This window comes from Bradyrhizobium sp. MI1.4 (assembly GCF_055811315.1).
The window spans coordinates 15,923-28,213 of record NZ_JBVVPP010000027.1; the positions used below are offsets into that span (position 1 = coordinate 15,923).

Here is a 12,291-nt window from a genome sequence, read left to right on the forward strand (position 1 = left end):
GATCGCCATTTGCATGGCGGCTCCCAGCCCCACCGAACCGCGAAGCAAAAAGGCCAGCCTATCCATGCGGAAAACCCTGCTGTTTCCACTGGGCGCGCTCACCGGAGCGTGTCTGACCCTTTTGGTAGCCAGTCCGCACGGCGGCGTATGGGCGGCACGGGCGGCAGCGAGCGCGGATGACGCCTATTCCAAGCTCAATCTGTTCGGCGAAGTGTTCGAGCGGGTGAAGGCGAGCTATGTCGAGAAGCCTGACAATGCCAAGCTGATCGAAGGCGCGATCACCGGCATGGTGACCTCGCTCGATCCGCACTCGCGCTACATGAACGACAAGGCCTGGACCGAGATGCAGGAGACCACCTCCGGCGAGTTCGGCGGGCTCGGCATCGAGGTCACGATGGAGGAGGGGCTGGTCAAGGTCGTCTCGCCGATCGACGACACGCCGGCATCCAAGGCCGGCATCATGTCGGGCGACCTCATCAGCAAGATCGACGGCGATGCCGTGCAGGGCATGACGCTCGAGCAGGCCGTCAACAAGATGAAGGGGCCGGTCGAGACCCAGACCAAGCTCACGATCGTGCGCAAGGGCGCCGACGCCCCGCTCGACGTCGCGATCAAGCGCGAGATCATCCATGTGCGTCCCGTGCGCTTCCACGTCGAGAACGGGGATATCGGCTATATCCGCGTCACCTCGTTCAACGAGCAGACCACCGATGGCCTGAAGAAGGCGATCGCATCGATCACCAAGGAGGTTCCGCCGGAGAAGCTGGTGGGCTACGTGATGGACCTGCGCAACAATCCGGGCGGATTGCTCGACCAGGCCGTGTCGGTGTCGAGCGCGTTCCTGCAGCGTGGCGAGGTCGTCTCGACCCGCGGCCGCAATCCGGAAGAGACCCAGCGCTTTACCGCCCATGGTGGCGACCTCACCAAGGGCAAGCCGCTGGTGGTTCTCGTCAACGGCGGCTCCGCCTCAGCCTCGGAGATCGTGGCCGGCGCGCTGCATGACCACAAGCGCGCGACGCTGATCGGCACGCGCTCGTTCGGCAAGGGCTCGGTGCAGACCATCATTCCGCTCGGCACCGGCAACGGCGCGCTGGCGCTGACCACGGCGCGCTACTACACGCCCTCGGGCCGCTCGATCCAGGCCCAGGGCATCGCGCCCGACATCGAGATCCTCCAAGACGTGCCGCCCGAGCTGAAGGGCCGGATGGACACCATGGCGGAGTCCCAGATGCGCGGTCATCTCCAGGCAGCCGACGGCACCGAGCAGACCGGATCGCAGTCCTATGTCCCACCGGAAGCGAAAGACGACAAGGCCCTGCATACGGCCTACGACTTCCTGCACGGCCAAACCGCGAATGCGGTCGCCGCCAAGCCGGCGTCGAAGGCTGCGGTGCCGAACTAGGCGCTCGCGACGGTAAGGTGTTGATCGCCCGAGAGCGGATAGCCGTTCCCGGGCGAACTTGTTTCGGGACGCTGTGTCAGCTCGGGTTCATGGCCGCGAAGGTGGCCTCGTTGCAGCCATCGCGCTCGGCCCAGCGGCGGGCGCGGTCGCGCTCGACCAGACCTCGCCGCCGGGATGAACCCGCAACTCCAGCAATTGCATGACCTCCGCGACACCTGCGTCGTGTGTATCGAGGAGAGCTTCTGGGAATGCCGCTGCGCCGACCACGAGGTCCGAACTAGCTTGCCTCGCGGCGCCGGCCTTCCTCGCCATTACGCCGGGCGAGACGGCTGCGATGAGCTGCGAACAGCTCCAGCACCTTGTCGGCGGGCTTTGCGGCGCTGAACAGATAGCCCTGCATCTCGGAGCAGCCGAGCGCGCGCAGCAACCGCTGCTGCTCCTCGGTCTCGACGCCCTCGGCCGTGGTGGTCATGCGGCGGGCGGCCGCGAGATTGACGACCGCCTGCACGATGCTGGCGGAGCCGTCAGGGCCGGCGATGTCGTTGACGAAGCAGCGGTCGATCTTGATCTTGTCGAAGGGGAAGCGGTGCAGATAGCTCAGCGAGGAGTAGCCGGTGCCGAAATCGTCGAGCGCAATGCGGACGCCGATGGCGCGGAGTTGATGCAGGATCGCAAGCGCGGTGTCGTCGTCGCGGATCAGCACCGCCTCGGTGATCTCGAGCTCGAGCCGGCTCGCCGGTAAATTGGAGGCGGCAAGCGCTGCCATGATCTTCAGCGCCAGCGTGCCGCTCTTGAACTGCACCGGCGAGACGTTGACGGCGAGGCGGATGTCGTCGGGCCAGTTCGCCGCATCCCGGCAGGCGGTCGCCAGCACCCATTCGCCGATCTCGTTGATCAGGCCGGTGTCTTCGGCGATCGGGATGAACTCCGCCGGCGAGACCATGCCGCGCTCGGCATGGCGCCAGCGCACCAGCGCCTCGCAGCCGGTGATGCGGTCGTCCTTCAGGCTGAGGCAGGGCTGGTAATACACCTCGAGGCCGCCTTCGAGCCCGCCTTGGGCGATGGCGTGGCGCAGGTCGATCTCGAGCTGCCGCCGCTCGTGGATCTTGGCGTCCATCTCCGACTCGAAAAAGCGATAGGTGCGGCGCCCCGCGGCTTTGGCGGCGTACATCGCCATGTCCGCGTTCTTCAGGATCTGATCCAGCGCCGTTCCATGTTGCGGCGCCAGCGCGATGCCGATGCTGGCGTCCGTGGCAAGATGATGCCCCATGCAGTCGAACGGCGCCCGGATGGCCTCGAAAACCCGCGCAACGAGCTCGTTGACCTGATCCGGCGATGTCACCGCGCTCTGGACGATGGCAAATTCGTCGCCACCGAGGCGCGCCACGAAGTCCGTCGGACCCGCACACCGGTGGAGGCTCTGCGCGACCGACTTCAGGAGCTCGTCGCCGACGAGATGCCCGAGCGCGTCGTTGACGCCCTTGAACTCGTCGATGTCGATGTAGTGCACCGCGAGTTGTTCGCCGCCGGCGACGAGATCGAGTTCCTGACGCAGATGCTCGTGGAACATGGTGCGGTTGGGCAGGTCGGTCAGTGCGTCGTAATGAGCGAGATGGGTGATGCGCTCCTCGATACGCCGGCGCTCCGTGATGTCCTCATGCGTCGCCACCCAGCCGCCATCCGTGAGCGGTTCGTTCACGATCTGGATCGAGCGACCGTCGGAGGTCTCGACCACCATGGAATTGCGCACGTGGACGTCGCGCAGGACCCGTGCGACATACTGGTCCGCATCGCCGGTGAACGAGCCGGTGGCTTTGCGGTGTGCAATGATGTCGTGAAAGCTGCAGCCGGGTCTCACGATTTCGGCCGACAGCCCGTACATCTCGATGTAGCGCTGATTGCAGATCACGAGCTGCTGCGAGGCGTCGAACAGCAGCAGGCCCTGGGTCATGTTGTTGACGGCGCGGTCGAGACGCTGCTTTTCCAGCGTCAGCCGTTCCCGCGAAAGACGATGCTGCTCCAGGAGCTTGCGAACGATCGCGATCAACACGCCCGCGATGGCGAGCGCGGAAGAGGCCGCGACCGAGATCAGGATGCCGATCTGCTCGCGCCAGTCCGTCAGGGCCGTCGCGCGCGTCGTGGTGGCCATCATCAGGATCGGGAAGTGAGGCAGGGCATGTGAGGAAATCAGCCGGTCCTCGCCGTCGACGGGGCTCATGAAGCGGCCGGTAAAATGGTCGAGCCCGAAAACCCTTTGATGCGCGAACGGACCGTTCTTGAAATTCCGTCCCATCAATTCACTGGAATGGGGATAACGGGCGAGCATCGTGCCGTCCCGGTGCAGCATCGAGATCGTCGTGCTTTCGCCGAGCACGGCGGACTCGAAGAATTTTTCGAAGTTTGCCGGCTCGATGCCGCGTCCGACCACACCCATGAATTCGCCGTTCGGTCCGACGACCTTGCGCACGATCAGGATGGTCCATGCGCCAGAGATGCGACTGTAGAGTGGCTCGATCAGGACGTCGGGAGCGTCGGGATCGTACCGGAAGGTCTGGAAATAGGCGCGATCGGCAACGTTCACGTTCGGGGCCGGCCATGCCGCCGACGAATTGATCAAATTGCCTTCGGCATCGATGATATTGACGCCGCCCATGTAGGGCAGTGCCTCGATCTTCGAACGCAGCATCCGGTGGAGGTCCTGGCCGGCGAGGCGCTTGCGATAGTCCGCCGCACTGGTGATGCCGCTTGCGCGGACGTAGTCGACAAAATCCTTCTGGATGACCGCGAAATCCTGCAATTGCTGGTCGAAATGATGGGCCAGCATCAGCACGGTGTTTTCCAGCTCGCGCCCGGAGCCGCGCAGCGCACGTTCGCGGAAATTCTGCGCCATCAGCGTCGCGCCGACGGCGATCGCAGCGATCAACAGCGTGCCGCCCACCACCAGCCAGCGGATCGGTCCGCTGCGCACGAAGGCTTGGTCAAAAAGGCGACTGCCGAATCCCGTCATCATGATCGATCGTTGTCGTGCACACGCCAGGGTCAATTCTTGGCCCCGGAAACATCCGTTGGTTTACGGGAACGGAGTGGAGGCGAAGTTAGCAAGCTGGGTTAATGGGCCGTGAAGGGACCCTCGCAAAAGCAATCAATATGCGATCGAGTATGGGCTGATTGCGCTCGCGATCGTCGCCGTGGTGGACGGCCTGGGCAGCAAGCTCAATTCAAAATTCGGGTCGATCAGCGCGTCGTTGAAGTAGCAGCCGCAATCAGACGCGGTAATGGCCGGACTTGCCGCCGAGCTTCTCGACCAGATGGATGCCTTCGATGCGCACGCCGCGCTCCACCGCCTTGATCATGTCGTAGATGGTGAGGCAGGCGACCGAGACGGCGGTGAGCGCTTCCATCTCGACGCCGGTCGGGCCCGTGACCTTCACGCTGGCGCGGACGAGGCAGCCCGGCAGCGTTGCGTCTGGCTCGATCTCGACCGTCACCTTCGACAGCGCGAGCGGATGGCAGAGCGGGATCAGCTCCGCGGTGCGCTTGGCGGCCATGATGCCGGCGATGCGGGCGGTGCCGAGCACGTCGCCCTTCTTGGCGTTGCCGGACACGATCAGGTCAAGCGTCGCCCTGGTCATGACGACGCGTCCTTCCGCGACCGCGAGCCGCTCGCTGGCGGGCTTGTCCGACACGTCAACCATCCGCGCCTCGCCGGAGGCGCCGATATGGGTGAGGGCAGGGCCGCTCTTGGTGTTGGACTGGGTCTTGGACTCGGACTTGGCTGGTTTCGTCGCGGTCGGCTTGCGGGCCATGTCAGCGCGTGCCCGTCGCGCGCGCCGTCGTCTCGCGCGCCAGCAATGTGCGCGTCGCAGCGGTAACATCGGCTTGCCGCATCAGGCTCTCGCCGACCAGGAAGGTCGACATGCCGACGCGCTCGAGCCGGGCGAGATCGGCGGGCGTGAAGATGCCGCTCTCGCCGACCATCAGCCGGTCGCCGGGGATCAGCGGCGCCAATGTTTCGCTGGTCGCAAGCGTGGTTTCGAAGGTGCGCAGATTGCGGTTGTTGACGCCGATCATCGGCGAACGCAGCTTCAGCGCGCGGTCAAGCTCGACGCGGTCGTGGATCTCGATCAGCACGTCCATGCCGTGGGCGATGGCGGCATCCTCGAGCTCTTTTGCCGCGGCATCATCGAGCGCCGCCATGATGATCAGGATGCAGTCGGCGCCGTGCGCCCGGGCCTCCGCCACCTGATAGATGTCGAACATGAAATCCTTGCGCAGCACCGGCAGTGACGTTGCCGCGCGGGCCGCCACCATGAAGTCGAGATGGCCCTGGAACGAGGGCGTGTCCGTCAGCACGGACAGGCAGGCAGCGCCGCCGGCCTCATAGGCCCTGGCCAACAGCGGCGGATCGAAATCGGCGCGGATCAGGCCCTTTGACGGCGACGCCTTCTTGACCTCCGCGATCAGCGCGTAGTCGCCATTGGCGTGCTTGGCCTTGATCGCGCGCAGGAAGCCGCGCGGTGCTGCTTGCGCCTTGGCCTTCGCCTCTACCGCCGACAGCGGCTGCGCGCGCTTGGCCGTAGCGATTTCTTCGCGCTTGTAGGCTTCGATCTTGGTCAAGATGTCCGACATGTCAGGCTCAGCCGTTCGAGACCGCGATCAAATGTTTCAGCCGCGCGCGCGCCGCGCCGCTGTCGAGCGATTTTGCGCCGATCACGACACCTTCCTTGAGATCCCCGGCACGCCCCGCCACGACCAATGCGGCAGCGGCGTTGATCAGCGCGACGTCACGGTAGGGGCTCGGTTTGCCGTCGAGCACGCCCTGCAAGGCGATAGCGTTGGCGTCGGCGTCGCCGCCTTTGAGTGCACCGGCCTCGCAGCGCGGCAGGCCCGCGTCCTCCGGCGTCACCTCGAAATTCCGGATCTCGCCATTGTGGAGCGCGGAGACGAAGGTCGGGCCGGTGAGGGTGATTTCGTCGAGGCCGTCTGAACCGTGCACGACCCAGGCGGATTCAGAGCCGAGGTTCTTGAGCACTTGCGCCAGCGGCTGCACCCATTGTCGGGAGAACACGCCGACCATCTGCCGTTTCACGCCGGCCGGATTGGACAAAGGACCGAGCAGGTTGAAGATCGTGCGTGTCGCAAGCTCCACCCGGGTCGGGCCGACGTTCTTCATGGCGGGATGATGGGCGGGCGCGAACATGAAGCCGATGCCGCATTCGCGTATGCAGCGGCCGACCTGTTCGGGCCTCAGATCGATCTTCACCCCGAGCGAAGCCAGCACGTCGGCAGCGCCCGAACGCGACGATAGCGCGCGGTTGCCGTGCTTGGCCACCGGCAGACCGGCGCCCGAAACGATGAAGGAGGCACAGGTCGAGACATTGACCGAGCCGGAGCCGTCGCCGCCGGTGCCGACAATGTCGACGGCGTCCGCGGGCGCATCGACCGTGAGCATCTTGGAGCGCATGGCCGAGACCGCGCCGGTGATCTCGTCCACGGTCTCGCCGCGCACCCGCAGCGCCATCAGGAGGCCGCCCATTTGCGAGGGCGTAGCCTCGCCGGACATCACGGCGTCGAAGGCGGAAGCCGCTTCGTCACGCGACAGGCTGGCGCCGGTCGCCACTTTTCCAATGATCGATTTCAGGTCGTCCATCGCGTGCTTTCAACTCACTGGTTCGCGCCGGTCACCTGCGCGAAGGCGGCCTGATTAATCGTGGTCCCGATGTCGGTTTCAAGCTTGTTGACGTAGGACGCGACCTGCTCCTCGGTCTGCGCGCGGTCGAGACTGTCCTTCAGCTTCTTGACCGCATCGGAAGCGGCATCGACGGTGGGATCGATGATCTCGGTAACGCGGAACACGATCACCTCGGTGCCGCCGGTCACTGCCGTCTGCCCGACGCCGTCCTTGGCGATGCGGAAGGCGGCCGACACGACGGCCGCGGGCACGCTGGCGGGCGAGTCGTCCCGCTTGAAGCCGGTGGCGGTCTCGACCTTGGCGCCGATCGCGGCTGCTTCGTCGGCGAGCTTGCCGCCAGATTCGAGCTTCTGCACCATCTCGGTCGCCTTGGCCTTCAGCTTGGTCGCGATCTGGTCCTGGCGCCAGCGCACCTCGACCTGGTCGCGAACCTCGTCGAGATTGCGGTCGCGCGAGGGCGTGATGGCAAGCACGTCGTACCAGACATAGCCGCCCTTGAACGAGATCGAGTCATTGTCGACGCCGACATCGGTGTTAAAGGCCTGCGACACCACGTCGAGGCCCTGCGGAATGCCGGAGACCGGCTGGCCGCTCGGCGCTCGGCCGGAACGGTCGACGGCGTCGATGGTCAAGGCGGTGAGGCCGAGCTTCTGCGCCGCGTCGATCACGCTGGCACCGCCGCCGCGCTCGTCTTCCATCTTGTCGCGGAGATCGGCGACCTTGACGCGCGCACGCTCGGTGGCGATCTCGCGCTTGATGTCGGCGGCAACGCTCGCGTAGTTCGCCTCAGTGCCCGGCTCGATCTTTTCGACCTTGACGATCGACGTGCCGAGACGGCCCTGGATCGGCTGGCTGATTTCACCGGCGGGAAGCGCGAAGACAGCGTCTCCAACGGCGGGATCGAGCGAGGATTTGGTCACGAGCCCGAGATCGACGTCAGACGCGCTCAGTCCGCGCTCCTTGCCGAGGTCCTCGAACGACGTCCCGCTGGTGAGCCGCTCGCGTGCGGCCTGTGCCTCGGCGGCGTTGGGGAATACGATCTGCTGGATCTGGCGCTTCTCCGGCGTGCCGAGCCGGTCCTTGCGCTGGTCGAATGCTTTCTTGGCGTCCTCGTCCGACACCTCGCTCCACTTGCCGATCTCCTCCGGCGAGACCACGACGAACGCGATCTTGCGATATTCGGGCGCGCGGAACTGGACCTTGTGATCCTCGAAATAGGCGGCGAGCGCCTCCGGCGATGGCGCGTCGATGGTGCCTGCCTGGGCTGCGTCGAGCCTGACGAATTCAATGGCGCGCTGCTCGTTCTGGAAGCGCGTCAGCACGTCGAGCATCGCCTTCGGCGGCTCGAGGCCGGCACCGATCGTGCCGGTGATCTGCCGACGCAGTGAGACCTTGCGCTGCTCCGAAACGTAGCGCTGCTCGGTATAGCCGAAATTGCGGATCACGGACTGAAAGCGGTTCGAATCGAAGTTGCCGCCGACGCCCTTGAAGTTCGGGTCGTTCATGATGAGCTGGCGGATCTGGTCGTCGGACTGGCCGAGCCCGAGCCGGCGCGCCTCTTCGTCGAGGGCGGCTTCCGCGATCGTCTGCTGGAGCACCTGACGGTCGAGGCCGAAGGCGCGCGCCTGCTCAGGCGACAGCGGCCGGCCGAACTGGCGGCTGATCTGCTGGAGGCGATCAGTGTAAATCTGGCGGAACTCGTTCAACGAAATCTCGGTGCCGCCGACCTTGGCCACGGTGGATTGCCCAAAACCCTTGAAGATGTCGGCAATGCCCCAAACGCCGAAACTGATGATCAGCACGCCCATCACAATGGCCATAATGGTCTTGCCGAGCCAGTTTGATGAGGCCTTGCGCATTCCTCGAAGCATTTGGTCCAACTTGTTTGGCAGGAGGGGAACGGGAGCGCGTCTTAATGCAGATTCCGCAAAAGCGCGTCACCAAATTGATCAATCATCATAAAGTGGTGGCTTTCCCCCCGCAACCTCGGGTCTAGCGGGCTTTCGATCCCTGCGGTTAAAAGCCCCTGGTCTCTGGAACTGCCACGGGACCTCTGCTAGCGCATGAACAAACCAAATTTTGCTGGAATTTGACATGACCGATGCCATCCGCCCCCTGATCGCCGGCAACTGGAAAATGAACGGCCTCAAGGCCTCGACTGCCGAATTCGACGCCATGCTCAATGGCGCGGCAGAGGTGGCCGGCAAAGCCGAGCTGCTGGTTTGCCCGCCGGCGACCCTGATCGCTGCCTTTGCCGAGAAGGCACGCGGCAAGAAGGTCGCGGTGGGGGCCCAGGATTGCCACCCCAAAGCCTCGGGCGCCCATACCGGCGACATCGCCGCCGAAATGCTAGCGGATTCGGGTGCGACCGCCGTCATCGTCGGCCATTCCGAGCGCCGCGCCGACCATGGCGAGGGCGATGCCCTGATCCGGCAGAAGGCTGAGGCCGCCTGGCGCGCCGGGGTGACGGCGATCGTCTGTATCGGAGAGACGCAGGGCCAGCGCGATGCGGGCCAGACCCTGGATATCCTGCGCGGCCAGCTCACCGGCTCGCTGCCGGATGGCTCGACCTCCGCCAATCTGGTCGTGGCCTATGAGCCGGTCTGGGCGATCGGCACCGGCCTGACCCCGACGTCTCGGGATGTCGAGCAGATTCATGGCTTTATCCGGGAATTCCTGACCTCCAGGTTCAAGGCCGACGGCGCCGGGATGCGCATTCTCTATGGCGGCTCGGTCAAGCCCTCGAACGCGGCCGAGCTGATGGCCGTGAAGAACGTCAATGGCGCGCTGGTCGGCGGGGCCAGTCTGAAGGCGGCCGATTTCCTTGCGATTGCGCAGGGCTGCCCTAATTAGGCAGGGCCGTCCCTGGCTGGTTCAAACCACTGGTCCGGGGCTGATCGGGGGTGGCAATGCCCCGTCCGATCGTGTAACACCGCGCAACTTCAGGAAAACCCCGCGAAGCACGATTGGCCGCCGTCTCGGCGCTGTCGGCTTGTGACGGAAGGACACTATGCAGACCGTTGTCATCGTCATTCACCTCATGATCGTCACCGTTATGATCGGCGCCGTCCTGCTCCAGAAGTCGGAAGGCGGGGGCCTCGGCATGGGAGGCGGCGCAGGCTTCATGTCGAGCCGCGGCACGGCGAACCTTCTGACGCGGACCACCGCGATACTGGCCGTCGGCTTCTTCCTCACCAGCCTGTTCCTGTCCTGGTATGCCGGCTACGACCGCAAGCCGTCGTCGATCATCGGTGCGCCGGCGTCGCAGACACAGCCGGCCGGTGGCGGACCGATCGCGCCGCCGACCTCGGGTGGCATCCTGGATTCGCTGAAGAAGGCCGACGAGCAGCAGCAGGCTCCGGCACCGAGCGGCCCGCAGGTACCGCGTTCGCAATAAAACAGGGGGGCCATGCAGGGCGGCTTCTACCGTCCTGGATCAACAATCCCTATCAAGGCTCTGTCACCACTTTCAGTTCTGGCTCACCCACAGCCCCGCAAAATGTTTGGGGCGGAATACGAATCGCTTTGGCGAATCGAATTCGAGGGATTAGAGGTTAAGCCCCATGGCGCGGTACATATTCATCACCGGCGGCGTGGTTTCTTCGCTCGGCAAGGGTCTGGCTTCAGCGGCACTCGGTGCCCTGTTGCAAGCTCGGGGCTACAAGGTCCGCCTCCGCAAGCTTGACCCCTATCTCAATCTCGATCCCGGAACGATGTCGCCGTATCAGCACGGCGAAGTGTTCGTGACCGATGACGGCGCGGAGACCGACCTCGATCTCGGTCACTATGAGCGCTTCACCGGGCGGCCGGCGACCAAGGCCGACAACATCACGACCGGGCGCATTTATCAGGACATCATCTCCAAGGAGCGGCGCGGCGATTATCTCGGCGCGACCATCCAGGTGGTTCCGCATGTCACCAACGCCATCAAGGATTTCGTCCTCGACGGCAACGACGATTACGACTTCGTGCTGGTCGAGATCGGTGGCACCGTCGGCGACATCGAGGGCCTGCCGTTCTTCGAGGCGATCCGCCAGCTCAAGAACGAGTTGCCGCGCGATCACGCCATCTACATTCATTTGACGCTGCTGCCTTACATCCCGAGCGCCGGTGAGCTGAAGACAAAGCCGACGCAGCACTCCGTCAAGGAGCTGCGCTCGATCGGCATCCAGCCGGACATCCTGCTCTGCCGTACCGATCGCGAGATCCCGAAGGAGGAACGGCGCAAGCTCGGGCTGTTCTGTAACGTGCGCGAGAGCGCCGTCATCGAGGCGCGCGACGCCGACAGCATCTACGCTGTCCCTCAGGCTTACCATGCGGCAGGCCTCGACGACGAAGTGCTTGCCGCCTTCGGCATCGGCTCGCGGATTCCGCCGGAGCTGCGGAGCTGGCAGCAGATCAACGAGCGCATCCGCAATCCCGAGGGCAACGTCACCATCGCCATCGTCGGTAAGTATACCGGCATGAAGGATGCGTATAAGTCGCTGATCGAGGCGCTCTCCCATGGCGGCATCGCCAACAAGGTGAAGGTCAATCTCGACTGGATCGAAAGCGAGATCTTCGAGAAGGAAGATCCCGCGCCGTTCCTCGAGCACGTCAACGGCATTCTGGTGCCCGGCGGCTTCGGCCAGCGCGGCGCCGAAGGCAAGATCCGCGCGGCGCAGTTCGCGCGCGAGCGCGACGTGCCGTATTTCGGCATCTGCTTCGGCATGCAGATGGCGGTGATCGAGGCAGCTCGGAATCTCGTCGGGATCGAGGAGGCCAACTCCACCGAGTTCGGCCCGACCAAGGAGCCCTTGGTCGGCCTGATGACGGAATGGCTGCGCGGCAACGAGCTCGAGAAGCGCACCAACGCCGGCGATCTCGGCGGCACGATGCGCTTGGGCGCCTATCCCGCGGCGCTCAATCGCGGCAGCCGCGTTTCGGAAGTCTATGGCGGCGCGACCGAGATTTCCGAGCGCCACCGCCATCGCTACGAGGTCAACACCGCCTATAAGGATCGCCTCGAGCAGCACGGGCTGAAATTCTCGGGCCTGTCGCCCGACGGCGTGCTGCCGGAGATCGTCGAGTACGAGGATCACCCCTGGTTCATCGGCGTCCAGTTCCATCCGGAACTGAAGTCGCGACCGTTCGAGCCGCATCCGCTGTTCGCGTCGTTCATTCGCGCGGCAATGGTTCAGAGCCGCCTGGTGTAATC

Annotated in this window: 10 protein-coding genes; 5 read left to right on the forward strand and 5 right to left on the reverse strand. The window is 64.8% G+C overall.

What is annotated here, in order from left to right; genetic code table 11:
• Positions 1-64 precede the first annotated feature (64 nt).
• Positions 65-1,402: a S41 family peptidase gene (locus tag AC0L23_RS25105; protein ID WP_026233497.1), complete on the forward strand. Its 1,338-nt coding sequence runs from the start codon at positions 65-67 to the stop codon at positions 1,400-1,402.
• A 277-nt stretch (positions 1,403-1,679) separates the two neighbouring features.
• On the opposite strand, the gene AC0L23_RS25110 is transcribed toward AC0L23_RS25105, so the two are convergent.
• Entirely contained in the window at positions 1,680-4,412 is a 2,733-nt protein-coding gene (locus AC0L23_RS25110; RefSeq protein ID WP_085353250.1) for a bifunctional diguanylate cyclase/phosphodiesterase, read from the reverse strand.
• Positions 4,413-4,554: 142 nt separating this feature from the next.
• Here AC0L23_RS25110 and AC0L23_RS25115 point away from each other — a divergent pair, with 142 nt between their 5' ends.
• Positions 4,555-4,656 (forward strand): Flp family type IVb pilin, encoded by a 102-nt coding sequence (locus AC0L23_RS25115; RefSeq protein WP_085353576.1) that lies wholly within the window; start codon positions 4,555-4,557, stop codon positions 4,654-4,656.
• A gap of 9 nt (positions 4,657-4,665) precedes the next feature.
• Here AC0L23_RS25115 and moaC read toward each other — a convergent pair whose 3' ends face one another.
• Genes moaC through AC0L23_RS25135 form a run of 4 tightly spaced genes read right to left on the reverse strand, consistent with a single transcriptional unit; the run spans position 4,666 to position 8,965 of the window.
• Positions 4,666-5,208 carry a cyclic pyranopterin monophosphate synthase MoaC gene (gene moaC, locus AC0L23_RS25120; protein WP_085353249.1) on the reverse strand — a complete coding sequence of 181 codons (543 nt, stop codon included), beginning with the start codon at positions 5,206-5,208 and terminating at the stop codon, positions 4,666-4,668.
• Position 5,209: 1 nt separating this feature from the next.
• Positions 5,210-6,031 (reverse strand): indole-3-glycerol phosphate synthase TrpC, encoded by an 822-nt coding sequence (gene trpC / locus AC0L23_RS25125; RefSeq protein WP_085353247.1) that lies wholly within the window; start codon positions 6,029-6,031, stop codon positions 5,210-5,212.
• 7 nt (positions 6,032-6,038) lie between these two features.
• Positions 6,039-7,052 carry an anthranilate phosphoribosyltransferase gene (trpD, locus tag AC0L23_RS25130; RefSeq protein ID WP_085362122.1) on the reverse strand — a complete coding sequence of 338 codons (1,014 nt, stop codon included), beginning with the start codon at positions 7,050-7,052 and terminating at the stop codon, positions 6,039-6,041.
• Between the two features lie 14 nt (positions 7,053-7,066).
• Positions 7,067-8,965: a peptidylprolyl isomerase gene (locus tag AC0L23_RS25135; protein ID WP_085353243.1), complete on the reverse strand. Its 1,899-nt coding sequence runs from the start codon at positions 8,963-8,965 to the stop codon at positions 7,067-7,069.
• A gap of 223 nt (positions 8,966-9,188) precedes the next feature.
• On the opposite strand from AC0L23_RS25135, the gene tpiA reads away from it, so the two are divergent.
• The 3 genes from tpiA (at position 9,189) to AC0L23_RS25150 (ending at position 12,289) form a co-directional block, all read left to right on the forward strand.
• Positions 9,189-9,947 (forward strand): triose-phosphate isomerase, encoded by a 759-nt coding sequence (gene tpiA, locus AC0L23_RS25140; protein WP_085353242.1) that lies wholly within the window; start codon positions 9,189-9,191, stop codon positions 9,945-9,947.
• Between the two features lie 157 nt (positions 9,948-10,104).
• Positions 10,105-10,491, forward strand: coding sequence for a preprotein translocase subunit SecG (gene secG / locus AC0L23_RS25145; RefSeq protein ID WP_007590603.1), 387 nt, complete (start codon positions 10,105-10,107; stop codon positions 10,489-10,491).
• 166 nt (positions 10,492-10,657) lie between these two features.
• On the forward strand, positions 10,658-12,289 hold the full coding sequence (locus AC0L23_RS25150) for a CTP synthase (protein ID WP_007590604.1): 1,632 nt from the start codon (positions 10,658-10,660) through the stop codon (positions 12,287-12,289).
• Positions 12,290-12,291 lie beyond the last annotated feature (2 nt).